Raw genomic sequence first — 26,677 nt, 5'->3', positions numbered from 1 at the left:
ATTATCAATAATATTTTAAACTAGTTCTTAAATTGATCAGCTTTACTTTGATTTACATCTGGAGTAAAGTTGTTAATTACTAAGTGTGTAATAAAAAATTCCATCATGCGATCTCTATTCACAGCAGTATGTCCTTGATCAGGACCAACTTGTACTTCAAAGCTTTTACCAGCTTTTTGTAATGCTTGAATTAATTGTAATGAATTCGCAGGATGTACATTGTTATCATTTGTTCCGTAGAAAATCATTAATTCACCTTTAAGATTGTCTGCATACTTCATAATACTACCAGCATCATATCCTTCTTTGTTATTTTCAATAAGGTTCATATATCTTTCGGTATATACATTGTCGTAGTTTCTCCAATCCGTTACAGCAGAGTTTGCAACAGCTGCATGATAAACCTCTGGGAAACGTAATAGGCTAGTAGCTGCGGTTGTACCACCATAAGAAGTTCCTACAACACCTACTTTGTTTTTATTAAAATATGGCCTATCATGTAGCGATTTAATACCTTCGGCAAAATCGTCCATTTCAACAATTCCTAAATTACCATATAGTTTATCTAACATCTTTTTTCCTCTTCCACCAACATTTCTACCATCAAGATTTACAACTAAAAAACCATATTCAGTCATAGCATTTGGCAGTGTGAAGTTTTCTCTAAAACCATTAGTTGAAGGACCTCCATATATAGCTAAAATCGAAGGGTACTTTTTATTAGGATCAAAATTAGAAGGGAAGTGTAGCATCCCATGTAATTCTGTAACACCATCTGCTGATGTAAAAGTAAATGCTTCAACCTTTTTTAAACCAAGTTCGTTAAACTTCGTCATATCACTTTTTGTAAGCTCATCAATTACTTTACCCTTTGAATTTACCAAACTAGTAAATGGTGGTATATCGTGTGTTTGAGCTACATCAACAAAATATTTGCCATTAGGGGAAATAGTAACGCTATGATTAAACGCAGGATCTGTTAATCGCGTATTTTGAGTCCCGTCAAGCTTTACACGATGTAATTGCATTTTCATATGATTATCACCACTTCTAGCATAGTAATATACATATCCATTTTTTTCGTCAACATCTATAATTCTTGAGACTTCATAATTATGAGTTGTTATTGGATTTATTAATGTACCATCAATATTGTATAAGTAGTAGTTATTAAATCCGTTTCTTTCTGACGCCCAAATAAATCGTTTTCCATCTTCTAGGAAACGCATTTCTGGAGAGTTTCTAGTAAAACTTGCTGGCCATTCCTCACGAACCACAACTCTTGTTTTTCCTGTGTTTGGGTCTGCTGCTTTATACTCCATAATATCCTGCTTTCTATTTGTGCTATGGAATAATAGTTCTTTACCATCAGGAGACCAATCTATGTTGTAGATATAAGTTCCGATTGCTCCATCGTTATAAGGTTGTCCATCTCTTATATCTAGCGTTATCGTCTTTTTAGAATCTAAGTCATAAACTATTAAGTCTACAGGTAAATTTTTAGCACCTACTTTTGGATAGGCTTCAATTTCTACAGAATCTTGAATTTTTGTTTGGTTGTAAATAACATAATATTTTTTAGCATCTTTTTCTTCAAATCTATAAAAAGCCACTTTCTTACTATCTGGAGACCACCACATCGCAGTGTTTTGTCCTAATTCTTCACCATATACCCAAGTTGCAATTCCAAACTTAATTTGGTTATCATCATTACCCTCGGTTGTGATAGGTATTACATTAGTACCATCAGGATTACTGATGTACATATTTCTATCTTTAGTAAATGCTTTTAGCTTTTTATTTGGAGATTCAGCTGAAGCATACTGACGTCCTCTTGCTGGTCTGTTCCCAAAACTTCTTCTAGGTCTTGGTTGGGCATCACCTATTTCGGTAGCCTTCTTCTTTTTTACATCATATTTATACTGCTTACCATCTTGATTATAGGTAAAAGAATTACCATCTTCACTCCAGGTTGCAGATAAGCTTCCATACTTAACAGAGCTACGAATTTGTGGTGCCATTTTTTGATATTGTTCATACCCTGGCATCCTTTTTAACTTGTCTTGTGCAAAACTTGAGTTGAAAGGAATAACTAGTGTTGCTACAAATGCCATTAATGCTATGGCTCTAAAACGATTTTTAAACATTTTGGTTGGATTTATTAAATTTTAGTAAAGGTAATTGAATTAATAAGATTGATAAATTGATTTTAAGACGAATAAGGTTAATGATATGTTAAAATTAGTTTACTATTTTTTATAGAGTTGAGCTTTGTATTGAGGGTGCATTAAATTTTCAAAACTTAAAACTTCATCAAGTTCTTCTTCTGACAGTAATTGTTTTTCCAATACAAGTTTCTTAACTGTTTTGCCAGTAAGCACAGCTTCTTTACCAATAACATCACCCATATGATGCCCAATATACGGGTTTAAAAAAGTAATTAAACCAATAGAATTAAGAACCATATTTTTAGTGTGCTCAGCATTTGCTGTTATACCAATAATACACTTATCCGTTAATGTAGCAAATGCATTTGACAGTAAATCTATAGACTCAAATAATGATTGTGCAATTACTGGTTCCATAACGTTTAATTGTAATTGTCCAGCTTCTGCAGCAAAAGAGATAGTGACATCGTTACCAATAATTTTAAAACAAACTTGGTTTACAACTTCTGGAATAACAGGATTTACTTTTGCTGGCATGATAGAAGAACCTGCTTGCATTTCTGGAAGATTTATTTCATTAAATCCACATCTTGGACCAGAAGATAGTAACCTTAAATCATTACAAATTTTTGACAATTTTACGGCTGTTCTTTTTAATGCTCCAGAAATCATAACATAAGCACCACAATCAGAAGTTGCTTCTATTAAGTTTTCTGCTTTAATAAAGTTTGCATTAGTTAATTCTTTTAAATACTCAATAGATTTCTCTGAATATCCTTTTGGCGCGTTAAGTCCTGTACCAATAGCTGTAGCTCCTAAGTTAACTTCTAAAACTAAATCGCGACACATTTTAAGGTTTTTAATTTCCTCAGTAAGATTTGCTCCCCAAGCTTTAAATTCATCACCAAGTGACATGGGCACTGCATCTTGTAATTGAGTTCTTCCCATTTTTAAAACTTTTGAAAATTCAATAGACTTTTTATCTAACTGAATTACAATATGTTCAATATGTTTAAGTAAACTATTAATGTAAAAATATGTAGCAACTCTAAAACCAGTAGGGTAGGCATCATTTGTCGATTGTGATTTGTTAACGTGATCATTTGGGTTTAAAACATTATAATTCCCTTTTTTATAACCATGAAGTTCAAGAGCAACATTTGCAATCACCTCGTTCGTATTCATATTTACTGAAGTTCCAGCACCTCCTTGAAATACGTCTGTCGGAAAATAATCTGAATATTGTATAAGATTATTTAATATCTCATCGCATGCACTAATAATCATGTCTGCTTTATCATCTGCTATGGCTCCAATTTCCTTATTAGCCATTGCACAGGCTTTTTTAGTAATAACCAGACCTTTTATAAACAAAGGGTAATCTCCAATTTTTGAGTTAGATATATTAAAATTATTAATAGCTCTTTGAGTATGGATTCCATAATAGCTGTCTTGATGAATATCTAATTCACCTAATAAGTCAATTTCTTTTCTAAATTCCATAAGTAAAAATGAATAAAAACATTTGTTGAATTTTAACATTAAATATAGCACTAATTTTACTTAACTTTGGATTCTAACCAACCAATTTTTTGTCGTATGAAGACTCGATTTTATTCTGTTCAATTTCTATTATCATTTTTTATTACTAGTGCATTAATCGCCCAAGATTTTAAGGCTTTTAAATACCGCACAGTTGGACCGGAAAGAGGTGGAAGAGTTACCACAGTAACTGGTACACCAATGCTACCTGGAACATTTTATTTAGGTGCTTCTGGTGCTGGTGTATGGAAATCTGACGATTATGGAACTACTTGGAATAATGTATCTGATGGCTTTTTTGCAACACCATCCATTGGTGCAATTGAAGTTGCAGTTAATGACCCAAACATTGTCTATGTTGGTACAGGATCTGACGGATTACGAAGCAACGTCATTAGTGGTAAAGGTGTTTATAAATCTATAGATGCAGGAAAAACATGGGAACATATTGGTTTAAGAGAAACTGGACAAATTGGTGCTGTAGAAATAGATCCAACGAATAATAATGTAGTTTGGGTTGCAGCTATTGGAAATGCATTTAAAGCAAATGAAGAACGTGGAATTTATAAAACGACAGATGGTGGTCAAAACTGGGAGAAAGTATTCTTTATTTCAGATAAAGTGGGATTTTCCGATTTAGAACTACTTCCAGGAAATCCAAATATAGTCTATGCAGCAGCTTGGAAAGCTGAACGCAAACCTTGGACAATCATTTCTGGAGGGAATAACGATGAAGGTGGAATTTACAAATCAATTAATGGAGGAAAAGATTGGATTAAACTAGAAAAGGGTTTGCCTAAGGGGTTAATTGGTAAAATAGATTTAGCTGTATCTCCTGTAAACTCAAGTATTTTATATGCAGTAATTGAAGCCCCTGGAAAGGAGGGTGGACTATACAAATCTGTTGACCAAGGAAAATCATTTAAGCAAGTGTCTAGTAATATAGGTTTAGTAAACAGACCTTTTTATTACACTAATATTGAATTAGATCCAACAAATCCTGATATTATTTACTCAAATGCTAACCCTTTATTAAAGTCAATAGATGGAGGAAAAACGTGGAAGCGTATGAGTGTGCCACATGGTGATAATCATGATATTTGGATAAACCCAAATAATCCTGATTTATTGATTCAAGCAAATGATGGTGGAGCAAACGTTACTCATAATGGAGGAAAAACATGGTCGACACAGTTTAACCAACCAACAGCAGAATTGTATCAAGTAGAAGTTGACGATCAATACCCATATTGGCTGTATGCAGGACAACAAGATAACTCGTCTACTATTGCTGTCCCTAGTTTTCCACCTAGCGCCATTCAAAATGCAGGAACAGGGTGGATAATTAATACAGGAGGTTGTGAAACTGGACCTGCTGTTCCAAAACCAGGTAATCATAATACTGTGTATGCGAATTGTAAAGGTCGTTTCGGAGTATTTAATAAACTTACTGGTGTTGAACGAGGTTACTATGTAGGTGCATCAAATATTTATGGACATAACCCTAAAGACTTAAAATATAGATTCCAGCGAGTAGCACCAATCCATGTATCTCCTCATAATCCTAATGTTGTGTATCACGGATCACAATACCTACATAAAACGGTAACAGATGGACTTATTTGGGAAACCATTTCTCCAGATCTTACCGCTTTTGAAGAAGATAAGCAAGTGATTTCTGGAAGCCCTATTACAAGAGATATTACAGGTGAAGAATACTATAGCACTCTATATTCTATTAGAGAATCAAAACTAGTAGAAGGACTTATTTGGACAGGATCTAATGATGGTGTTGTGTCTGTTACTAGAGATGGAGGTAAAACTTGGTCAAATGTAACGCCAAAAAAATTACCAAAAGGTGGTAGAGTAGAATCTGTGGAGCCTTCTCAATTTAATCCAGCTAAAGCATATATAGCTGTTGATAGACATTTGCTAGGAGACGCTAAACCATATATTTATGTTACTAATAATTATGGTGAGAAATGGGAGTTATTATCAACCGATAAAAATGGTATTCCTACCGATTTCACAACGCGTGTTGTACGCGAAGATCCCGTTCGTGAAGGGCTATTATATGCTGGAACAGAGTTTGGAATATTCGTATCATTTAATGATGGAGAGTCATGGGAAAAATTCCAGCAAAATTTACCAGTAACTCCAATAACAGATCTTAAAATTTTTAGAGGAGATATAGTTATTAGTACTATGGGTCGTGGATTCTGGATTTTAGACAATATTACTTCGTTAAGACAAAGCCAAATTAATAATCTAAAAGAAACACCATATTTATTCAAACCAGATAATACAATTCGTTATAGATATCCAAATGCACGTAGTTCATTTCCAAGATATCCACGAACAAGTGTTACTATAGATTATTATCTTCCAAAAGACACTAAAGGAGGTGTGCAGTTAGAAATTTTAAACTCAAATAAAGAAGTTATAAGTACAATATTAAGTGATAGTACAAAACTAAAATCTACAGTGAAAGAAGTAGAAGATATGAACTTAAGCCAAATACTCCGTTTTGTTGATAAAAAACTAGTTGGAAAACCTGGGCTACATCGTTTTGATTGGGATTTAAGTCAAAAAGGAGCTTGGAACAAAAATAAGGCACGACGTTATAAAGGAGGGCCAATGGTAGCTCCTGGAGTATATACAGCTAGATTAACAGTTGGAGAACAGTCGTTTGAGCAAAGTTTTGAAATTCTTTTGGATCCTAGAGTCAAAAAAGAAGGTATTACAGCTACAAATATAGAAGAGCAAATAACTATGCAAAATAAAGTTATGGATTTGCTTTCTGATGCTAGAAAATTAGAAGCTAGTCTTGAAAAAGAGGCTAAATCTTTAAAAAAGAAAAAAGCCAAAGCTAAAGTTGAACGTTTAGAACAAATAAATGTAGTTTTAAAACAATTGCAAAACGAAAAAAAAGGTGCTTATCCGCAACAAATGATGCTATCGCAAATTTCATATTTATTGAATATGATAAGTAGAGCAGACCAATTACCAGGAGAAGAAGCAAAAAACAGATATGAAGAGTTAGTTATACAATTCAATAAGCTTAAGCAAGAAGCAACGGAATAGATGCAAAAACCTCATAATACGCTCTTAATAGTATTAGCATTTTTTTCAATCTATGTGATTTGGGGTTCTACGTACTTGTTTAATAAAATTGCTGTTGGTGAATTACCTCCTTTTATGCTTGCTTCAGTACGATTCGTTACTGCTGGAGTGTTCATTTTTGTTATTGCTAAAGCACTTGGAATTTCACTAAAAATCACCAAACGGCAGTTAATAAATGCGACTATCGCTGGTTTTTTGTTTTTGACATTTGGAAATGGTATTGTTGTTTGGGCTCTTAAATATGTAGATAGTGGTTTTGCTGCTTTAGAGATATCTGCTCAACCCTTAGTGATACTTTTATTAATGCGTATTCATCAAGGAAAGAAAATTCAATTAATGTCCTTTATTGGAGTAGTTCTAGGCTTTATTGGTATTTATTTGTTAGTAAGTCAGAAGCAAATAATTGGTCAAGAAAACTCAATTATTGGCATGCTCATGATTTTTGTGTGCATGTTGAGTTGGGCTTATGGAAGTTTGTTTGTTGGAAAAGCAGATTTACCTTCCAATTATTTTATTAATACAGGTTATCAAATGTTTACAGGTGGTATAATGCTATTAATAGTTAGTGCATTATTTGGTGAGTCTTGGTCATTACCTACGGAATGGAGTAGTGAAGTACAACTTTCTATTCTATTATTAATATTACTTGGAAGCATTGTTGCTTTTACATCTTTTAACTACTTACTTAAGATTGTATCACCAGAAAAAGTGGCGACTTCAACATATGTAAACCCAATTGTAGCACTTTTTTTAGGATGGTATTTTTTAGATGAGCAAATTACAATGCAGTCTATAATCGCAGCAGTAGTGTTGTTGACAGGTGTTTATTTTATAAATACCAAGAAAAAATTGGCCATATTTTCAAGGTTTAGAAGATAAAATTTGTACGATTAGAAAGTGATATACTTTTTAAGTATGACTACATTTCTAGTTTAAGCTTTTGCCCAACCTTTAAAAGCGTTGTGCTTTTTATATTATTTGCGATACAAATTGATCGAATTGAAACATTGTTTCTTCTTGAAATGTGAGAAAGCGTATCTCCACGCTTAACCACATATATTTTTATCTCTTTAACAAGACTTGCTTTTGCTTCATCTTCAGTGCTTAACAGCTCTAGCTTAGTTCTTCGCTTTGAACTATGCAAATACGGAGTTGCCCATCGGCGTGTAACCCATATCTCAGATGATCTAATTTTATTTGCCTCTTTAAAGTCAAATAAATATTCAGGGTTAATAGCTATACCTTTATAGTTCACAATTAAGTGCAAATGGCTACCCCGTGCATTTCCAGTAGCACCACCTTTACCAAGAATTTGTCCACGTTTTACAGAATCGTTCACTTTTACAGCATAAGAAGATAAGTGTGCATAAACGGTTTCCAAACCATTGTAATGTCTCACAATTACTGTTTTTCCATGACCTGAATTATATCTAGTAAAACGTACAACGCCATCCAAAATTGATACCACATCATCACCAGTAATAAGATCTATATCTATACCTTTATGAGCTCTTCTATTACGCCATCCAAATCGTGAAGTAATAACCATGCTATCGAGTATAGGAGACCTATATATGCTATCCTCAAACTTAATTTGTATCGGGAACTTAACAACTTCATCTTTAAAAGGATTAAATTTCTGAGTATCCCAAAATTCTCCTTTAATATCAATCGTATTTGCTGATTTTTCTATAAAAGAACTCTTTAGTGAATCATTATCAATAGTTATACTTGCTATGGGTTTCGCATTTGGAAATTTCATGTTAGACTGCGAAAACGCCTTAAATGACAGGCAAAAAAATAAAAACGAATAAATTATTAATTTCATTTACTAAAACTAATCAGTAGTAAAACAATGTGTAGATTTTGGATTGTAAGGAATGCGAATTTAGCAAAAAATTTAAATAGTGGATAATATATAAACATTTAAACCTAATTAAGTACCCCAATAACAAAGATTCAATATTTTTCAACAAGCCTTTTTTACTCGTAACCAAAACGTTAAAGAAGAAAACTAACAGTTAAATTGGTTAAAAGAAACTATACGATTTGTTATTTTTGTTAAATTAATTTTTTAACAAAATGAAAATAAATGTACTTATGGTGCTACTTATATTATTAAATCAAGACACTTCTTCAAATATCATTTTTGATTATAAGGATTCCAAAACGCTAAAAAACTGGTTTATTCTAGATGATAGGGTAATGGGTGGTTTATCTAGGGGGAATGTTAAAATGAGTAAAACTGGAAATATAATTTATTATGGAGATGTGACAACCGAAAATAATGGTGGCTTTTCTTCTTTGCGATATCAATTCAAACCAAAAGATGTTTCAGCCTTTAATAAAATAGCGATTAGAGTAAAAGGAGATGGTATACCTTATCAGTTTAGAATAAAGAGCGACAAGCGTCAACGCTATTCATATGTTTCAAACTTTGAAACAACTGGAGACTGGGAAACAATTATAATTCCTTTCAAGAAGTTTATACCTCAATTTAGAGGTAACAAAGTAAATGCACCAAATTATAAAGGGGAAAAGATGGAGGAAATTGCGTTTTTAATTGGTAATAAAACCAACGAATCCTTTCAACTAAATATAGCAAGTATCATGTTGATTAAATGACTATTTTGAATTTATTGTACAAAAAATAGTTTTATAAACTTTCTGGCACTATCTTTGCCTACTAAATAGTAATTATTAAATATTTTAACAATGAGTAAAGGAACAGTAAAATTCTTCAATGATACCAAAGGTTTTGGATTCATTACTGAAGAAGGTTCAAACAAAGAACATTTTGTACACATTTCTGGATTAATAGATGAAATTCGTGAAGGCGATGAAGTTGAATTTGATCTTACAGAAGGTAAAAAAGGATTGAATGCAGTAAACGTAAAAGTTTTATAACATATACGCTTAACTATGTTACAAAAGCCCATCTATAATTAGATGGGCTTTTTATTTTTAAGTATTTTCAATAATTATTATTCATAAAACAATGCTTTAAATAAAAGATATGTTTGCATTATTCTTTGCATAGTTTTAGCGTATGCGGTATCTTTGAAGAATTAAGACTATTATTAGTTAAAACATTTTAAAAATATAAATGGCAAAATCACAGCAAACATTTAACAAGAGTGAAAAAGAAAAAAAGCGTTTAAAAAAGCGTGAGGATAAGAGAAAGAAAATGGAAGCTCGAAAACTTGAAAGAGAAGAAGGCGGGAAGAAAGGCATTGAGTTTGCTTATGTAGATCATAATGGTAATTTAACTGATACACCTCCAGATCCATCAAAAAAAATTAAAGTAAAGGCAAAACACATAGAAATAAGTATTCCTAGAACTTTAGAAAGCGATAGAGAAGAAATAGATCCAGTTAGAAATGGAACTGTATCTTTTTTCGATTCATCAAAAGGATTTGGATTTATAGTAGATTCCGAAAATCAAGAAAAATATTTTACGCACATAAGTGGTATTATTGATGAAGTTACCGAAAACGACAAAGTATCTTTTGAGCTTGAAAAAGGAATGAAAGGTATGAATGCCGTAAAAGTAACATTAATCAAGTAATTTTTTTATTAAACACTTTCAATTCGCTTGTGCATTGCAGTTTCTTTTTATATGATAAAACAAGAAGGATTATCATATGAGTCAATAAATGAATAAAAGGTTAAAAAACGATTAATAAATACTCAATTAACATCATTTCTTGAAGAATTAAAAATAATCGGGATTTCGTTTACCATTCCATTATTTTGAACAAAAATAACAGACCTTAATTTGGAGGCAATATGCTCCAAAACTTCAATACGTTTATCCAAATTATTATTACCACGAGCTAATCCAGAAAAGACAAGATCGGCTTTACTACTTTTTTCAATAAGTAAGGCTACTATGTCTTCATTGTTTTTAATTAAAACATGTATTTCAGCATCTATACGTGCTTCACGTGTTGAAAATTGAATGTACTGATCCATTCTATGCTTTTCTTCTTCTGAATCTACAATAGAGAAAATATTTATTTCAGCTTTTTTCCACTTATTATTTAGTTTAATTAAGTAGGAGAGAAGAAGCATTAAATCAGCATTATTATCTTTACCTCTCCACCAAATGTCAATACGTTTTTTTGCACGATCATTAAAAGGTTTATTAAAATGTGCCATTAAAATATTCTTTCCTGTTAATGATAACTCGTTAATAATTTGTAATTCTTGAACTTTCCCTTCTTTCGAACTCGACCAACCAAATACTACAGTATTGGTTTTTATTCCAGCAACACCATGTGAAGTAGCTACTTCTAACATACCTCGTTTAAAATCATCAACTACATTTATTTCTGTTAAAGCTTGCAATCCTTGTTTGGCAAGATCTTTTTGCATTTCAAAAGCTAATTCATTTCGACGTTCAAATTCAACTGTGTCATTAATTGTTACAAGTTTAGAAATAGTTAATAAACCACTATTTTGACCTAGCATTTCAGTAAATTTTACTAATTGAATATGCTCTTTAATATCTCGAATAAATAATATGATAATAGGACGCCAATTTCTAGAATGTATCTTTTTTGTGTTTAATCGTAATAAAGCATATCTACTCATATGCATCCATATTCCAGTTGAGGCATCTCCCCATTGTTGTTCTAGTTTTTTGCTTATTAAATAAATAAAAATTAGTGCTTCTAATCCAAGCGCAAATAAAAATGCTAAAGGATTTATTAACCACATAACTACCATTGCTGCAATAGCTCCCAAAAGTGAAATCATCCAATGCACATGAATCTTTGGACGATAAGAAGGCTCTTTAATAAGTTGCTCGGTAGCTGCACTCACATTAACTGCAACATAAAGTGTTAAAAATAATACAGAAACATATTGTGCAATTGTATTTAAACCACCCAGAAAAACAGCGGCTATTGCAATAATGCCACTTATCCAAGTAGCGATTGTTGGTTGTCCTGATTTAGAAAGCTTTGATAAAAACTTAGGAACAATACCATCCATAGACAATGCTTGAAGAATTCTAGGGCCACCCAAAATACTTCCAAATGCTGAAGATAAAACAGCTCCCCAAACTGCTGGGTAAACAATCCAAGGTCCAAAAATTGCTAAACGTGTCCAAATAGTGACGCCTGCTTCTGGGTCTGCTATTTGTTCTAAAGTTAAAGCTCCAGTTATGGCTAGAAGTAATGGAATGATAAGATAAATAATTGCGCCACTTACTACTGCACCCAATGTCCCCTTTGGAATTGATTTTTGAGGGTTCTTTAAATCACCACTTAATCCAATTCCAGCCGTAAACCCTGTAACTGCAGGAAAAAACACAGCAAACACATACCAAAACCCTTCAGGTGCAGTTTGATAGGTTGCTTCAGTAATTGGCATGTGAATATCATTACTAAGTACGCCTATTATTAAAGCAAGAATAGAAGCACCTACAATAATCATTATTGGAATTTGTGATTTTAACACTAGTTTAGCACTTTTACCAGATAATGCTGTTACTATAACTATGAAACCAATAGTTAACCCTTGTAAGGCATATGAAGGCAAAATGCCTCGACTTTCTGGCCATAATACTAAAATTGCTTCAGAAAGACCATAACAATAAAATGTAACACTTAAAGTTCTACATAAATATAAAGGAATACCAATAGCGCCTCCAGGTTCGAGACCGAGACTTCGAGAAATCATAAAATATTCGCCACCAACACCAACTTTAATATTTGTTGCTATAGCTGAAGCACTCAATCCAGTAATAAACGTAATAGAACTAGCCATTAAAACAATAATGACTGTCTTAGTAAAGCCTACATTACCAACAACCCAACCAAATCTCAAATACATAATTAGACCGAGTATTGTTAATATACTAGGTGTATAAACACCTAAAAAGGTGCCAAACTTATGTGGTTTATTTATGGGGTTTGCCATAAAGATTTTTTTTAAAATGTATAAGTGATTTAGCTAATTAACTATAAAGTGCTCTTAGTAAATATAATACAATTTTAAATGTGATACTATTCTCAAGTTAATGTACTATAATGGTCAGCATTATGTTACTTTGCTTTGGCAAAAGCAATAGTTTCATTTACTAATTTATCTTTAAAGAGTTTTCTTCTCCAAAGCTTTTTTACAATCTTAATGGAACACTTATTACACGAAACGACAATAAGAGAATAATGCAATGTATGTGGAATGCCATTTATGTTGTTATTAGTAAGGTGATTATGTAATTATAGTTTTGGGATGCTACTTTACACCAATTAGTAGATAAAAGCTCATCAAACTTCCATAATAAATTATAGATCATCTATTAAATTATAACACAAACATTCTTTATATTACTTTAGTCTTTTAAATTAAAAATGAAATTAAATTATCTAAAAATAGGGTTGCATTTTATTTTGTGGTTGATATTGTTCATTTATCCGTTGGCATCTTTAAATGATCAATATCTTATTTATAGAAATTGGTTGTCTTTAACAAGTATTTTTATAGCTTTTTATGTTAACTATTTTGTTTTAGTCGAACATTTTTTTCTAAAAAATAAAAAGCTTCAATTTTATATACTAAATGTATTTCTTATTGTAATTCTATTTATCTTAATAGGTTTTATAGTAGGTAATGCTATATTTCATCCATCATTAAATGGAGAGCCACTACGCGAAATAAGAAGCGGTGCAATGACCACGGTTCAAGTCATTTTACCCATAATTTTAAGTATTGGTATGTGTGTAGCGTTGAAAGTAAATGCACATTTAAATAAAAATAAGTTATTACTGCAACAAATAAAACAAACTCAATTAAACGCAGAAATTAAATATTTAAAGTATCAAGTTCAACCACACTTTCTATTTAATACACTGAATAATATATATGCATTGATTGATATATCTCCGGTTAAAGCCAAACAATCCATACATACTATGAGTAAAATGATGCGCTATGTTTTGCATGATGCTTCTAATAATAAAGTTCCACTAGTTAAAGAAATAGAATTTCTAGTGCGTTATATAGATTTAATGCAATTACGAGTATCTTCTAATCTAACCCTTGAGAAAAACTTCCCAATTGTGAATCAACCTATAAAAATAGCGCCACTGATATTAATTACTTTTGTAGAAAATGCTTTTAAACACGGAATTGATGCAATAAAAGATAGTTTTATAACTATTGATTTGACAATTGAAAAAGACCACATAAACTATTCAGTAATCAATTCATCCTTTCCAGAAAAAGAAAAAATCACAGATTCTGGAATTGGGTTAGAAAACTTAAAAAAGCGGTTAGATATTTTATATCCAAATAAATTCAATTTGATTACTAAAGAAGAAAATAGTACCTATAGTGCACAACTAACACTTAAATATAAAGCATAATGTTAACTTGTATTTTAATTGATGACGAGCCTTTAGCGCTTAACTTGTTAGAAGATTATGTTAGAGCTACACCATTTTTAAAGCTAATAGCTAAATGTAATAGTGCTATTGCTGCTATAGAACTATTAGAAAAAGAATCTGTTGATTTAATTTTTTCAGATATACAAATGCCAAATTTATCAGGGATGGAGTTTTCAAAATTAATTTTAAATAGCAAGGCTAAAATTATTTTTACGACTGCGTTTGAAGAATTTGCACTAGAAAGTTATAAAGTAAATGCCATTGATTATTTAGTAAAACCAATCAGTTATCCCGAATTTCTCACAGCTGCTAGTAAAGCGAAACTGCAAATACTTCAAGGCTCTACTCAAGTGGCAATTGATGATTATATTTTTGTCAAATCAGATTATAAATTAATTAAGATTGATTTAAAAGATTTGATTTATGTTGAAGGTCTTAAAGACTATTTAAAGCTTTATACTGTTCATTCAGAAAAACCTATTCTTACCTTAAAAAGCATGAAATCTTTAGAAGAAGAATTGCCCAAAAGCCAGTTTATGCGTGTACATCGCTCGTTTATGGTAAACCTAAAAAAGATTACAACTATTGAGCGCAATCGTATTGTTTTTGGAGATAAATACATTCCTGTTTCAGAAAAATATAAAAATAATTTTTTGAAATTCATCAAATCTGATTTTCAATAATAGATGAAATACCCTTAAACGTCTATTTATCTTCTGTAGATATCTATTTCATTTTAAAAAATAAGTAAGATTATTCAATTTTGATGTATTCATTTTAAAATATACATCAATGATTCGAGTATTAATTATTACCATTATTTTCTTATCTTCAACTATATACGCACAAACAATCAATCAAAAGATTGAGGAAATGATGCAAGAACATATAGCATTAGATCAATTCTCTGGAACCGTACTTCTAGCTAAAGAAGGAAAAATATTATACGCAAAAGCCTTTGGATATGCAAATAAGAGTTACGGGATAAAAAACAACATAGATACTAAGTTTAACATTGCATCAATGGGGAAAATGTTTACCGGAGTTTCTATAATGCAGTTGCATGAAAGAGGGATGCTAAATATCAATGATCCTGTTATTAAATATTTGAAAGATTTTCCTTTAGGAGATAAAATCACAATTTTTCATTTACTATCCCATACATCAGGCGTAGGAAGTTATATGAGACATCCAGATTATCGATCAAACAGACATGGATACAAAAGCATAAATGATTTATTGCCTGTTATTTATGAGCAAAAAATGGAGTTTACAATCCCTGGTAAACGATTTGCATATTCAAATTCAGGAATGGTATTATTAGGTGCAGTGATTGAAGAAATTACGGGTCAATCTTATGCTGAATATATAACTAAAAATATTCTCGAACCAACTCAAATGCAAAACACAGCAATGAGATTTGGTGATGAAGTAGTTAAAAATAGAGCAACAGGATATATGAAATCTATTTCAGGTAAATATCAGAATAATTACTTTCTAAGTAGCTCTCCATATCCAGATGGAGGAATTCTATCTACAGTAGGAGATATGCTAAAATTTGACCAAGCGCTTTATGGTTCTAGCTTAATTAATGAAGCTTCCAAAAAAAAGATGTTCAAAGCACTAAAAGTTACCTACGGTTTAGCATTTCAGGTAGAAAACAGGCAAGAGAATCTTGTTATTGGTCATAGCGGAGGAATGCCTGGGTTTTCATCGTATTTCTCTAGATATTTAAAGGATAAATATACCATCATTGTACTATCAAATTACGATATGATAGCCAAAAACATAGCGCATTATATTGAATATATTTTATATAATAAAGCATATCAATTACCCAAAGAAAGATTACGCTTTTTTATATATAAAAATAAAAACAAGATAAAAGCTTTTAGACAATTTGAAGATATTACCGAGTACATTACAAAAAATAACTATTCGTTAAAACACCCACAAAGACTGAATAGTATTGCATACGAATTTATTAAAGAAAATGATATAGAATTTGCAATTAAACTATTTAAGCTAAATGCACATTTATTTCCTAATGAGGCTAATATGTATGACAGTTTAGGTGAAGCTTATGAAAAAAATGAGCAATACGATTTAGCACTTAAAAACTACGAAAAAGCAGTTGAGTTAGCAAAAAAACACTCTCACAGATTGTTAAGTTCTTTTCAATCTACTTTAGAAAGATTTAAGAAAAAACTAAGTAAAGATTTATAAAATGAGGTTAGAACTAAAAAAGGAATTGAGGTTAAGTTATTTTATTGATTTAGTTGCATACATAGCAATAATGTTTTTAATTAGGGAAACATCCATTCCAAATACACATTATTTAGTAACAGGTTTTTTATATTCAGGAACTACTTTATTAGTCGCTACTTGGATGATGAAAAGACGAGGTGTAACCTGGAAAATTTTAGGTTTATCTCGTCCCAAAAACATAAAAAAAGCACTATTAAGTTCGGTAATAATTTTTGTTACTGTTATAGCAACGTTTCTTATTTTTAATATTATACAAGATCAATTTGCTGTAGTTAAAGAAAGTAGTGAGGCTGCTAAAGGTACAATTAAAGGGTATTCTTTGAGTAATGGCGATTATGGCTATGTCTTTTCGATTATCATTTTTGTATGGTTACAATCTGCTTTAGAAGAATTATTAGAACGCGGATTCCTAATCACTTGGGTTGAGGGCTTATTCTCAAATGTAAAATTTAAAACCGTAATTGCCATAATAATTCAAGCTTGCATTTGGGGATTTAGACATTCATATGATATCTCTGAACGATCAATTTCTGTAGCTTTAATCGGAATTATTATGGGAATCGCTTACGTGAAGTTAGATCGTAATCTATGGCCAGTTATTATTGCGCATTGTGCTATGAATACGATGTCTTTGATATAATTTAAAAATCAAAACCCATGAGAATCGGGTAATTAAATTTTAATGAACCAAGCTCTAATTATTAATAAGAAAATGAATGTTTCTAGGATATTTACATAATATGGAATTATAGCGATATAGAAATGAATGCACATTGGCCAGCGCGCTGTCTTTCCTAAATATTGCTTTATCCACAAGATAAATAAAATAGTTGAAATATACTATAATGGCCTGTGTGTGAAGTAGAAGTGTAGGAGGGAAAAAGGGTATGTAGAATGGAAATTAACTATTTTATAATTTCGCTTATGCTTCCAATTTTTCAAATACAATTACCTTATACATAGCACTTACTGGCACTTTTTTGTTTTCAATTAACAAATGTGTTCTGCTTGCTTCTGAAACTCTATTTAAATTGACAATGTATGATTTATGTGTGCGTTGGAAATTTTCAGATAATAATGTAGTGATATTAATTAGTGTTTCAGATATAAGGTACATTCTTGAATCTGTAAAAATTTTCAAATAATTTCCAAAACTTTGAATATACAGAATGGACTTAAATGAGATATTCACAGGTATGCCGTCATGTTTTATTTGAAGTTCATCAGTGCTACTATTTTTTTTTGGCTGTGCTATTTTTGAAGCTGACACTTTGTTGATGGCTTTTAAAAAGCGCTCAATTTTTATAGGTTTTAATAAATAATCTACAACACTGTAATTATAACTTTCCAATGCATATTCAGAATAAGCTGTAGTTAAAATAACCTTAGGTGGTTTTATCATAGAGCGTAAAATTTCCATACCATTAAGTTCGGGCATTTCAATATCTAGAAAGATGAGATCAACATTATTTTGTTGAGCGAAATTGATAAATTCAAGCGGATTCCCTGTACTTAGTACTATTTCTAAGTTGTCAATTTTAGAACAATACTCCTCTAGCACTTTACGCGCTAATATTTCATCATCTACAATACCTACTTTAATCATTAACTGTATTTTTTAATTTTGAAACTTTAAAATCTATTGATAAATTCACATGATAACCTTCTTCGGTATCCTCAATTTTTAATGCGTGAGAATTAGGATATAAAAGGTTTAAACGCCTTTTTACATTTTCAAGACCGAGACCTTTTCTTTTAGATGTAGAGACCATGGGAGGCTTCGAATTATCTACATAAAAATGAAGGACAGAATTTTTTATAGAGACAGAAATATCAATGGTACTCTGCTCGTTAGTGCTTTGAGCGCCATGTTTAACAGCATTTTCAATAAATGGGATGAGTAACATTGGAGCAATTCTTAACTCCGACAGATCTCCTCCAATTAAAAATTCAATAGTACAACGTTTACTTAGTCTTTTTTCTTCAAGTAACAAATAATTTTCTATAAACTCAATCTCTTCTTTTAATAAAACAGTATCTTTTTTAGAACTCTCTAATTGATATCTCATTAATTCTGAGAGTTGCATGACAAGATCTGGAGTTTCTGGCGATTGTTGTCTGGCAAGTGAATAAATACTATTTAAGGAGTTAAATAAAAAATGAGGATTCACCTGCTCCTTTAAATAGGTAAGCTCCATCTCCTTTTGTAAATTTTCTTTCTCAGCATTTTCTCTTTGGATGATTATATTTCTTCTTAAAAAAAAGGCAGCCATTCCAGTACCTGTAGTATAAAAATGAAATAAAAAAGTTTTAGTAACACCAGGCCAACTGTTGTTAGCATAAGCTTCTAAATATGCCACAAGAAATATACTCCCAATAACCAAGAGTCCGTATATAAAATATCTTTTCTTATCAAAAAAATAAGGAATAAGAACAAAATGATTTACCCATATAACTGCCATAATATTAATGGCATATTTAAGTGCCCATAAAAAAAAAGAAAAAGGTGAATCATATCGATCTATGCTCATCCATCCACTTAATAGTTCAAGGATGAGCACCAATACAAAAGCTCCTATGTTAAGGAGTATGGTATCCTTAAAAGTCTTTTTAATCATAAACTCTTTTATTAAATATCTGATAAAGATAATATCTACAAAAACAATATTCTTTAATTTCTTACAAAAGGGTTATATCAATGACGAAATGGTTTTATCATTTATTTGTTGGGTTTGTCCTATTTAAGGTCTTAAGCATGTATTATGCTATATTTTTATACAACATTTAATTATGGTGTCGAACTTTTATAAACTATGAAAATAATGAAAAACATAACAGGACTACTACTTTTAATACTTCTTTTTCTAGCCTGTAAAAACGATCCAAAAAATGACTCCGATACCTTAAGCATTGCACCTCCAAAATATGAAACGTATAATTATTCTGGATTTACAAAAGAAGAGATTTATGGATTCCATAAACGCATTTTTGAAGGAGGCAATTGGACCGAATATGGTGATCTGGAACGATATTATTATTTAAACTTCTCCGAAATAAAGGAACACTCGCGCATACTTAGGTCAAATACACCAAAAATCCTTGAAGAAACGCCAAGAGATGATGTGAAACATTTTATAACCACGACAGATTTAAAAAAAGGTGGTGGACTATCATTAAACGACTATGCACAGCAAGTAGAAGTTAATGGGTTAATTATAATTCATAAAGGCAACATCGTCTTTGAAGGCTATCCGAGAATGTTTCCTACCGATTTGCATATTAATATGGTAATAACCCAAGTTTTTGTTAGTACATCCATTGCTATTTTGGAGGATCGCCATTTAATCGATACTAGCAAACCTATAGATTACTACTTTGATGCCCTTAAAAATTCTGGTTGGGAAGGTGTTTCAGTACTAGATATACTTTCTATGAGTTCCGGAATTGATCGCATCCCATTAGAGAACTATGAGGTAAGTTTTGACCCCATTAAAGATTTAGCTAAAGCAAAGTCTGCTAAGCCATCAGGAACGGAGTTCCAATGGTCGAATGCCGATGCTATGGTATTAACATTACTAGTTGAAAAAATTAGTGGTCTTACCTTCCGCGATTTTGTAGAACAGGAAATATGGAGAAAGATAGGTTCAGAACATAGTGCCCTTTTAGGATTCAATAAAAATGGGACCTCTATTTCATATGCCGATGGCATGTCAACAACACTTCGAGACCTTGCTAGATTTGGTCTTGCTTTTACACCTAGTGGAAGAAAGAGCGCCAATCCAATAATTTCTGATGCGCACTTATCTAAAATCCGAAATGTAAATATAAACCTCAGGGCGATGTCACGGAATTTTAAAGAAACGATATATAGCAGTTATCAATGGGGTGCCGTATTCGATGATGGCGATTTTTACAAAGGAGCACATGGAGGTCAAGGCCTTTATATCTCACCTTCGAAAGATTTGGTTATTGCATTTTTCGGAACTGCCAATACAGATCGGGAAAGCAATCAACTTCATGTCATTTCTCGACAGCTTTCCAAATCTGGACTGTTTGATCTTGAATGAAATAACCAATAGGTGAGTTGGTAGTAACTAAAATAAATTAGGAAATGAAAAACCACATAATTAAATTCTCAGTACTAGTATCGATATTATTTTTAATTGCTTGCAAAACTGAAAAATCGAGCGCAAAAGAGGATGGCTCTTCAATAGAAGAAAGTTTTTATTTTGATCAAAAACCACCAGATTTAATTCCTCAATTGTTTGCACCTGGTATCGTTTCAATTGATGGAAGGTTTGAAGGCACGGTTTCGTTTTCTCCTGAATTGACTGAAATGTATTTTGCAGCTAAAAACGAAGCCGAGATAACATCTATCTATTTCTCAAAACTCGAAGATGATAAATGGACTCCCATAAAAAGAGTGGGTTTTACTAATGGGAAAAAAAAGGAAGAATTTCATCCATTTGTTAGCCCTGATGGTGAAAGGATTTATTTCACAGCTATGGACTCTGCTTTTGCAGATGAAAAAATCTGGTATGTAAACCGTTTAGAAGATTCTTGGAGTGATGCAATGCTGCTCGACTCACCTGTGAACGACGATCTTGTGTTTTTTCCTAATCAGGCCAAAAATGGTGACCTTTATTATTTCAATTTGTCAAAATTCAAAATGTATCATGCACCCAATAAAAATGGCGAATTTCCCGAAGCACGGGAAGTTGACATTGAATTTGGTCATCATGCTTTCATTTCCCCATCTCAAGATTACCTGATCGTAACTGAACGGAACAACGAAGAAGATGGAAGAAAGGATAATGATATGTATGTTTATTTCAAAGAGAAAGACGAAACGTGGACAAAACCAATAAATCTTGGAAATTCTATAAACACTATCCTTAATGAAAAGGCTCCAAGAATCAGTCCAGATGGAAAGTATTTGTTTTTTGGCAGAGACGAAAGAAATATTGAGCCTGGGTTGGCAGATATCTATTGGGTAAGCACAGAAGTTATTGAAAAACTTAGACCAAAATAGGTCGGAACTTATAGAAAAGAGTAAACGAGCTAGCTGGCGGGTTGGAATTATAAATTGCAAACACAAATAACAAAACATGAAAATTACTAAATTACTAATAGTGGCATTTGCTATATCGCTAAACACTGCCTTTGCACAAGAAAGCAATGAAAAAGAGTTCACATCAAATGGAGAAGGAACTTCCTTGGTATTACCACAAATTCAGGTCGTCCCAATAAAAGATACTAAGACCGAAAGAAACTACGAGCTTTATATAGAATTGCCAGAAGATTATTCTGAGAATACTAATAAAACCTATCCTGTTCTTTATTATACAGATGCTATGTGGCATCTCGAAATGTTATCTGGGGCAACAGAATACATATTAGAAGATATAATTCTAGTTGGAATTTCCTGGCAATTAGATATCAATGAAGACCTAAAAAAAGAGAGAGGAGCGCATGTTAGCCGGTTTCGAGATTACTCAATAAGCAAACACAGCAAGCCAGAAATTCAAGCAAAATACCAAATGGGTCAAGCCAAAACACATTTAGACTTTATTCGCAATGATGTCATTAAATATGTCGATAATACCTATAGAACCAATCCAAACAGTCGCTCGTATTTTGGGTATTCACTGAGTGGTGAATTTGGTGCATATATACTAATGACGCAACCTAATACCTTTAACAATTACATTATTGGTAGTCCAACGATTAAAGATGAAGTTGATTATTTATCTGAACTTAATACTAAATTTGGACCTTATGAGGCCTCAAATAGAAGCTCGAGTCTGGAGGCCAATGTATTCATTTCACATGGTTCATTAGAAGAAAACATGGTGGAACCTATCGATGCGTTTGTTAAATTATTAAAGGATAGAAGAGATGACGGTTTAGCCGTATTAAAAGAAGTGATTCATGGTAATCATGGAACTGCATTTCCTATGTCAGCAGTTCGTAGTGTCGCTTGGTTGTCATCCTTGATGAATCCTGTGGCTAGTGAAAACTATGATGTCTCATTCTGGGATATGCCGCATCTCAATAATGCATTTGTCACTACAACGCCAGAGGACAGAAACGACGGTATATTAGTTGATACATTATCGGTAAACAGCAATGATCAAAAGGCCATTCTCAACCTGTCAAAAGAGATTTTTGATGGTAAACATGGAAGCTATGATGCGGTACTCATTTCACACAAAAACAAATTAGTTTTTGAATCCTATTATAAAAAAGGTCGTATCAACTTGCCTCATGGACAAGCATCAGCAGTAAAAGCTTATACCAGTTTGGTTTTGGGTAGAGCTATTCAAATGGGTTACCTATCCATGGAAGATTTAGACAAACCTTTGATTAGTTTTCTAAAAGATGTTGATCCAAAAAAAATCACCAAAGGTGCCGAAAGCATCACACTTCATAAGGCATTGACCATGCACGGAGGATTGACTATAGATAACGATAAATGGAAAGACATTGAGAAAGATTCGGTTCGACTAAAAGGCCAGGGGCTGGTTCAGACGCTTCTGGAGCAAAGCGGACCTATAACCCAAGAGTCTCAGACGTATTTATATGGTAATTTTAATCCGATGTTGGTGATGACGGTCATTGACGCCGTTGTCCCTGGAACAGCTGAGAACTTTATTAAAACTGAGCTACTTGACAAACTTGGTATTACAGAATATAAATGGTCAAATCATATTAGCGGCTTTCCAGAAGCTGGGTGGCGTGTAAGTATCTTGTCTCGCGACATGCTCAAATTGGGTAATTTGGTTCTCAATAAGGGTAAATTAAATGGCGAACAGCTTATTTCTGTAGAATATCTTGCCAAAGCCACCAGTGGAATTGTGAAACCTACTCAAGATTGGATGCCTAAAGACTATCGTTACGGCTATTTTTGGTACCAAACACTCGTAAAGATAGGTGACAAAAGTTATGATACTGCATTTGCTTGGGGAGGTGGTGGACAACGTGTAATAGTGATAGAAGAACTTGATTTAACTATTGTAATTTCAGGTCATGATGGAGAAGATAAAATAATGACTCAAATTTCTGAGATTATTATCCCAGCCTTTGTAAAGTAATAATTCCAATAAAACAATATCTCACTATATAAGTCGTTAAGAAGCTATTTTATGTAACGTTTAATTATAGATACAAATGTTTTATAAACTCTGCGAAACAAACCGCTTAACAGTTTAATGACCCAAATTCTAATTATTCTAATGAAAACAGATGTTTCTGGGATATTTTACATAATAGAGAATTATAGCTAAATAGTAACACACATCGAATTTATAACTCAATGTTGTTTTAATATAATGTTCTCGTGTTATGTAACTTGAGCTTTGGTTAAAAGCGAAAGTTGTTACTACTGTTTTTGAAAAAATTTATTCTAAAAAATTTCTTCTACGATGTTAATGAAATCGAGTTTACGAGATTCATGAACTCCTCTAAAACAATATTAACTTTGTGAATAAACACTTTTTATGCGACTAGCCTGTGCTGGGCGAAGTCGAAGCATAGGAAGAAAGCATAATGTGTGTGGAATGAAAAAGCAATACTCAATTCAAATCTACGTTAAAAGCTTATTGACATTAGCCTTATAAAGTTTGCCAATAGGTATAACATAATCTCCTATATAAATCCTATTACCTTCAATACTGTTTATATGCATTTTTGCAATGGCAAAAGATTTATGAACTTGTAGAATATCATTATCAGAAAGCAATTGTATAGTATCAGATATTTTTTCACGAATACTTATGGTATTATCACTCGTAATAATTTTGGTATAATTACCAGAGGCTTCAATAAATAAGATAGTATCTAAATCTACTTGAATATGACTATTGTTTTGCTTTAAAAAAATATACTTTTCTTCAGGTTTTAGGTTTGCATTATTTTCTTTTTTTAATGTGCTAGTCTTTGAAGATGTTACTTTATTAATAGCACTTAAAAAACGTTCAAAACTAAATGGCTTTAATAAATAATCTACAATATTTAGCTCGTAGCCTTCCAAAGCAAACTCACTATATGCTGTAGTTACAATAACTTTCGGAGGATTGGATAAGGTTTTTAAAAATTCAAAACCTTTTAGCTTGGGCATATTTAAATCTAAAAAGATGAGATCAATATCATACTCGCTTAAATAGTCAATGGCTTCAATAGCATCATAGCAATCTGCTTTGAATTCTAAATTTGGTAACATATCACAATACTTTTTTATGATATCATGTGCAATATGTTCGTCATCAATAATGAGATATTTAATCATAATCCATTAATATTCAATTTAGCGTTATAGGTATTATCAGTTTTTGTAATTGTTAAAGTATGATTTTTTGGATACACTAACTCTAATCTTCGTTTTAGGTTTCTTAAACCTATCCCAGATTCTTGATTATCTTCTATAGCATCAAAGTTATTTTCAATTTCAAATTTCACTTCATTATTGTGTGCTACTAAATTAATATGCACATAAGCATTATCTCTTAAATTTTCGACACCATGTTTAAATGCATTTTCTAAAAGAATAATAAAAAGTAGCGGCATTATTTCATAATCATTATCCTTTGTTTCAATATTGAATTGCATATCAATAACTTTATGATAGCGCATTTTATGAAGCTCAATATAATTCTGTAGATAGCTTATTTCTTCAGATAATAATACAGTTTCATTTTGACCTTCATAAATACTATAGCGCATCATATCAGAAAGCTTTAAAATTAATTCTTGTGCTTTTTTAGAGTCTTTTTCAACCAATCCATAAAGGTTATTAAGCATGTTAAAAAAGAAGTGAGGATTTACCTGATTTTTTAAGTGCATGAGTTCGGTTTGAGACTTTTCATTTTTTAATCGAATAATTGATTTGATTTGAATAAAAAGCCAATGACAAATAGTGGCAATTAAAATTAGAAAATAGAAAAGTATAAACTCTGCAAACCCTTCAAGCTTACCAAAGGTGTCATTGAAAATGATAATGATTATACCAATAAGAATAAGTGCTATTCTATAAATGCGCTTTATAATTTTCTTTTTTCTATCGGTTATTTTAAACTTCATAAGTCAATATTAATTAAATAAAACACCTTGCACAAATTAGTTGATAAACAATATGTAATTCGTGATAAACTAATGTAAAAGTGATTTAAGCATCCTTTGTAAATCAATTTAATCTGTTTGTCCCATATATATCTATTCGTGTCACTAACATTTTTGTCAGGTTGAAAACACGCATAAGTTTGCGTCAAATAGTAACTCAAAAAACGAACAATTATGGAACTCATTATTAACAATCTATCAAAAACCTATTCTAATGGTGTTAAGGCATTGCAAAACATTTCTTTAGAAATTCCAATAGGAATGTTTGGTTTACTAGGACCAAATGGCGCTGGAAAATCTACTTTGATGAGAACCATTGCAACATTACAAGAAGCAGATACTGGATCTATTACGCTTGGAGATATAGACGTATTAAAACAAAAAAATGAATTGCGTCAGGTATTAGGTTATTTACCACAACAGTTTGGTTTGTATCCTAAAATCTCTGCCGAAGTATTACTCAATCATTTTGCTGTTCTAAAAGGAATTACTCATAAAGGTGAGCGTAAAGATTTAGTAGATGCATTGTTGCATAAAACTAATTTGTACGATGTGCGACAACAAAATCTTAAAGGCTATTCTGGTGGAATGAAGCAACGCTTTGGTATTGCACAAGCCTTACTTAATAATCCGAAATTACTTATTGTAGATGAACCAACTGCTGGGTTGGATCCTGTAGAGAGAAATCGATTTTATAATATTTTAAGTGAATTAGGAGAGCATACAGTTGTGATCTTATCTACACATATTGTTGATGATGTTAAGGAGCTTTGCACAAATATGGCAATCATTAATCAAGGAGAAGTTAGCTTAAAAGGAAATCCGTTACAAATACTGGAAGACCTAAAAGGTAAAGTCTATAAAAAAACAATACATAAGCAAGAATTAAAGGCTTATAAACAAAATTATAAAGTCATTAGTGAAAAGCTATTTCTTGGAAAACCAACCATTCATGTCTTAAGTGATGTGAATCCAGGAGATGGCTTTTCTCTTATTAATACAGAATTAGAAGATGTGTATTTCTCAGAAATTTTTAATAATGATAACTCTAAATCTAACTAA

Annotated in this window: 21 protein-coding genes; 13 read left to right on the top strand and 8 right to left on the bottom strand. The window is 31.8% G+C overall.

Going from position 1 to position 26,677, the window contains the following annotated elements; all coding sequences use genetic code 11:
- Window positions 1-20: 20 nt before the first annotated feature.
- Together ABGB03_RS06790 and aspA are read right to left on the bottom strand one after the other, a co-directional pair.
- Window positions 21-2,147, bottom strand: a complete 2,127-nt coding sequence (locus ABGB03_RS06790; RefSeq protein ID WP_347925951.1) for a DPP IV N-terminal domain-containing protein — start codon at window positions 2,145-2,147, stop codon at window positions 21-23.
- A gap of 102 nt (window positions 2,148-2,249) precedes the next feature.
- Window positions 2,250-3,710 carry an aspartate ammonia-lyase gene (aspA, locus tag ABGB03_RS06785; RefSeq protein WP_347925950.1) on the bottom strand — a complete coding sequence of 487 codons (1,461 nt, stop codon included), beginning with the start codon at window positions 3,708-3,710 and terminating at the stop codon, window positions 2,250-2,252.
- A 57-nt stretch (window positions 3,711-3,767) separates the two neighbouring features.
- Here aspA and ABGB03_RS06780 point away from each other — a divergent pair, with 57 nt between their 5' ends.
- A complete protein-coding gene (locus ABGB03_RS06780) occupies window positions 3,768-6,794 on the top strand; it encodes a hypothetical protein (RefSeq protein WP_347925948.1) in 3,027 nt (1,008 codons plus the stop codon).
- A complete protein-coding gene (locus ABGB03_RS06775; protein WP_347925946.1) occupies window positions 6,795-7,712 on the top strand; it encodes an EamA family transporter in 918 nt (305 codons plus the stop codon). It begins immediately after the preceding gene.
- Between the two features lie 40 nt (window positions 7,713-7,752).
- Here ABGB03_RS06775 and ABGB03_RS06770 read toward each other — a convergent pair whose 3' ends face one another.
- Entirely contained in the window at window positions 7,753-8,595 is an 843-nt protein-coding gene (locus ABGB03_RS06770) for a M23 family metallopeptidase (RefSeq protein WP_347925945.1), read from the bottom strand.
- A 320-nt stretch (window positions 8,596-8,915) separates the two neighbouring features.
- Between ABGB03_RS06770 and ABGB03_RS06765 the strand changes: the two genes are divergently transcribed.
- The 3 genes from ABGB03_RS06765 to ABGB03_RS06755 all read left to right on the top strand — a co-directional run bounded on the left by ABGB03_RS06765 (window position 8,916) and on the right by ABGB03_RS06755 (window position 10,401).
- Window positions 8,916-9,458 (top strand): CIA30 family protein, encoded by a 543-nt coding sequence (locus ABGB03_RS06765; RefSeq protein WP_347925943.1) that lies wholly within the window; start codon window positions 8,916-8,918, stop codon window positions 9,456-9,458.
- 90 nt (window positions 9,459-9,548) lie between these two features.
- Window positions 9,549-9,740: a cold-shock protein gene (locus ABGB03_RS06760; RefSeq protein WP_121907488.1), complete on the top strand. Its 192-nt coding sequence runs from the start codon at window positions 9,549-9,551 to the stop codon at window positions 9,738-9,740.
- Window positions 9,741-9,939: 199 nt separating this feature from the next.
- Window positions 9,940-10,401, top strand: a complete 462-nt coding sequence (locus ABGB03_RS06755; protein ID WP_347925941.1) for a cold shock domain-containing protein — start codon at window positions 9,940-9,942, stop codon at window positions 10,399-10,401.
- A gap of 122 nt (window positions 10,402-10,523) precedes the next feature.
- Here ABGB03_RS06755 and ABGB03_RS06750 read toward each other — a convergent pair whose 3' ends face one another.
- Window positions 10,524-12,761, bottom strand: a complete 2,238-nt coding sequence (locus ABGB03_RS06750; RefSeq protein WP_347925939.1) for a hypothetical protein — start codon at window positions 12,759-12,761, stop codon at window positions 10,524-10,526.
- A gap of 434 nt (window positions 12,762-13,195) precedes the next feature.
- On the opposite strand from ABGB03_RS06750, the gene ABGB03_RS06745 reads away from it, so the two are divergent.
- The 4 genes from ABGB03_RS06745 to ABGB03_RS06730 all read left to right on the top strand — a co-directional run bounded on the left by ABGB03_RS06745 (window position 13,196) and on the right by ABGB03_RS06730 (window position 17,138).
- Window positions 13,196-14,209: a histidine kinase gene (locus ABGB03_RS06745; protein ID WP_347925937.1), complete on the top strand. Its 1,014-nt coding sequence runs from the start codon at window positions 13,196-13,198 to the stop codon at window positions 14,207-14,209.
- Window positions 14,209-14,913, top strand: coding sequence for a LytTR family DNA-binding domain-containing protein (locus ABGB03_RS06740; RefSeq protein ID WP_347925935.1), 705 nt, complete (start codon window positions 14,209-14,211; stop codon window positions 14,911-14,913). Before ABGB03_RS06745 ends, ABGB03_RS06740 begins: the two co-directional genes overlap by 1 nt.
- Before the next feature lie 109 nt (window positions 14,914-15,022).
- A complete protein-coding gene (locus tag ABGB03_RS06735; RefSeq protein ID WP_347925933.1) occupies window positions 15,023-16,456 on the top strand; it encodes a serine hydrolase in 1,434 nt (477 codons plus the stop codon).
- A gap of 1 nt (window position 16,457) precedes the next feature.
- On the top strand, window positions 16,458-17,138 hold the full coding sequence (locus ABGB03_RS06730; protein ID WP_347925931.1) for a CPBP family intramembrane glutamic endopeptidase: 681 nt from the start codon (window positions 16,458-16,460) through the stop codon (window positions 17,136-17,138).
- Between the two features lie 282 nt (window positions 17,139-17,420).
- Here the strand turns inward: ABGB03_RS06730 and ABGB03_RS06725 are convergent, their stop codons facing one another.
- On the bottom strand, window positions 17,421-18,104 hold the full coding sequence (locus ABGB03_RS06725) for a LytTR family DNA-binding domain-containing protein (protein WP_347925930.1): 684 nt from the start codon (window positions 18,102-18,104) through the stop codon (window positions 17,421-17,423).
- On the bottom strand, window positions 18,097-19,116 hold the full coding sequence (locus ABGB03_RS06720; RefSeq protein ID WP_347925929.1) for a histidine kinase: 1,020 nt from the start codon (window positions 19,114-19,116) through the stop codon (window positions 18,097-18,099). Before ABGB03_RS06720 ends, ABGB03_RS06725 begins: the two co-directional genes overlap by 8 nt.
- Window positions 19,117-19,320: 204 nt before the next feature.
- Here ABGB03_RS06720 and ABGB03_RS06715 point away from each other — a divergent pair, with 204 nt between their 5' ends.
- The 3 genes from ABGB03_RS06715 to ABGB03_RS06705 all read left to right on the top strand — a co-directional run bounded on the left by ABGB03_RS06715 (window position 19,321) and on the right by ABGB03_RS06705 (window position 23,592).
- A complete protein-coding gene (locus ABGB03_RS06715; protein ID WP_347925928.1) occupies window positions 19,321-20,565 on the top strand; it encodes a serine hydrolase in 1,245 nt (414 codons plus the stop codon).
- A 44-nt stretch (window positions 20,566-20,609) separates the two neighbouring features.
- A complete protein-coding gene (locus ABGB03_RS06710; protein ID WP_347925926.1) occupies window positions 20,610-21,530 on the top strand; it encodes a hypothetical protein in 921 nt (306 codons plus the stop codon).
- A 76-nt stretch (window positions 21,531-21,606) separates the two neighbouring features.
- Window positions 21,607-23,592 (top strand): serine hydrolase, encoded by a 1,986-nt coding sequence (locus tag ABGB03_RS06705; RefSeq protein ID WP_347925925.1) that lies wholly within the window; start codon window positions 21,607-21,609, stop codon window positions 23,590-23,592.
- Between the two features lie 491 nt (window positions 23,593-24,083).
- Here the strand turns inward: ABGB03_RS06705 and ABGB03_RS06700 are convergent, their stop codons facing one another.
- Together ABGB03_RS06700 and ABGB03_RS06695 are read right to left on the bottom strand one after the other, a co-directional pair.
- Window positions 24,084-24,785: a response regulator transcription factor gene (locus tag ABGB03_RS06700; protein WP_347925923.1), complete on the bottom strand. Its 702-nt coding sequence runs from the start codon at window positions 24,783-24,785 to the stop codon at window positions 24,084-24,086.
- Window positions 24,782-25,576 (bottom strand): histidine kinase, encoded by a 795-nt coding sequence (locus ABGB03_RS06695; protein ID WP_347925921.1) that lies wholly within the window; start codon window positions 25,574-25,576, stop codon window positions 24,782-24,784. Before ABGB03_RS06695 ends, ABGB03_RS06700 begins: the two co-directional genes overlap by 4 nt.
- A gap of 213 nt (window positions 25,577-25,789) precedes the next feature.
- Between ABGB03_RS06695 and ABGB03_RS06690 the strand changes: the two genes are divergently transcribed.
- Window positions 25,790-26,677 carry an ATP-binding cassette domain-containing protein gene (locus ABGB03_RS06690; RefSeq protein ID WP_347925919.1) on the top strand — a complete coding sequence of 296 codons (888 nt, stop codon included), beginning with the start codon at window positions 25,790-25,792 and terminating at the stop codon, window positions 26,675-26,677.

This window comes from Pontimicrobium sp. SW4 (assembly GCF_039954625.1).
GTDB lineage: Bacteria > Bacteroidota > Bacteroidia > Flavobacteriales > Flavobacteriaceae > Pontimicrobium.
The sequence above is the reverse complement of the archived record's forward strand: the minus strand, read 5'-3'. Positions and strand labels throughout refer to the sequence as shown.

Excerpts from the sequence above, each read along its gene's own strand:
- ABGB03_RS06790 (WP_347925951.1), bottom strand. The coding sequence starts at position 2,147 with ATGTTTAAAAATCGTTTTAGAGCCATAGCATTAATGGCATTTGTAGCA.
- aspA (WP_347925950.1), bottom strand. The coding sequence starts at position 3,710 with ATGTTAAAATTCAACAAATGTTTTTATTCATTTTTACTTATGGAATTT.
- ABGB03_RS06780 (WP_347925948.1), top strand. The coding sequence starts at position 3,768 with ATGAAGACTCGATTTTATTCTGTTCAATTTCTATTATCATTTTTTATT.
- ABGB03_RS06775 (WP_347925946.1), top strand. The coding sequence starts at position 6,795 with ATGCAAAAACCTCATAATACGCTCTTAATAGTATTAGCATTTTTTTCA.
- ABGB03_RS06770 (WP_347925945.1), bottom strand. The coding sequence starts at position 8,595 with ATGAAATTTCCAAATGCGAAACCCATAGCAAGTATAACTATTGATAAT.
- ABGB03_RS06765 (WP_347925943.1), top strand. The coding sequence starts at position 8,916 with ATGAAAATAAATGTACTTATGGTGCTACTTATATTATTAAATCAAGAC.
- ABGB03_RS06760 (WP_121907488.1), top strand. The coding sequence starts at position 9,549 with ATGAGTAAAGGAACAGTAAAATTCTTCAATGATACCAAAGGTTTTGGA.
- ABGB03_RS06755 (WP_347925941.1), top strand. The coding sequence starts at position 9,940 with ATGGCAAAATCACAGCAAACATTTAACAAGAGTGAAAAAGAAAAAAAG.
- ABGB03_RS06750 (WP_347925939.1), bottom strand. The coding sequence starts at position 12,761 with ATGGCAAACCCCATAAATAAACCACATAAGTTTGGCACCTTTTTAGGT.
- ABGB03_RS06745 (WP_347925937.1), top strand. The coding sequence starts at position 13,196 with ATGAAATTAAATTATCTAAAAATAGGGTTGCATTTTATTTTGTGGTTG.
- ABGB03_RS06740 (WP_347925935.1), top strand. The coding sequence starts at position 14,209 with ATGTTAACTTGTATTTTAATTGATGACGAGCCTTTAGCGCTTAACTTG.
- ABGB03_RS06735 (WP_347925933.1), top strand. The coding sequence starts at position 15,023 with ATGATTCGAGTATTAATTATTACCATTATTTTCTTATCTTCAACTATA.
- ABGB03_RS06730 (WP_347925931.1), top strand. The coding sequence starts at position 16,458 with ATGAGGTTAGAACTAAAAAAGGAATTGAGGTTAAGTTATTTTATTGAT.
- ABGB03_RS06725 (WP_347925930.1), bottom strand. The coding sequence starts at position 18,104 with ATGATTAAAGTAGGTATTGTAGATGATGAAATATTAGCGCGTAAAGTG.
- ABGB03_RS06720 (WP_347925929.1), bottom strand. The coding sequence starts at position 19,116 with ATGATTAAAAAGACTTTTAAGGATACCATACTCCTTAACATAGGAGCT.
- ABGB03_RS06715 (WP_347925928.1), top strand. The coding sequence starts at position 19,321 with ATGAAAAACATAACAGGACTACTACTTTTAATACTTCTTTTTCTAGCC.
- ABGB03_RS06710 (WP_347925926.1), top strand. The coding sequence starts at position 20,610 with ATGAAAAACCACATAATTAAATTCTCAGTACTAGTATCGATATTATTT.
- ABGB03_RS06705 (WP_347925925.1), top strand. The coding sequence starts at position 21,607 with ATGAAAATTACTAAATTACTAATAGTGGCATTTGCTATATCGCTAAAC.
- ABGB03_RS06700 (WP_347925923.1), bottom strand. The coding sequence starts at position 24,785 with ATGATTAAATATCTCATTATTGATGACGAACATATTGCACATGATATC.
- ABGB03_RS06695 (WP_347925921.1), bottom strand. The coding sequence starts at position 25,576 with ATGAAGTTTAAAATAACCGATAGAAAAAAGAAAATTATAAAGCGCATT.
- ABGB03_RS06690 (WP_347925919.1), top strand. The coding sequence starts at position 25,790 with ATGGAACTCATTATTAACAATCTATCAAAAACCTATTCTAATGGTGTT.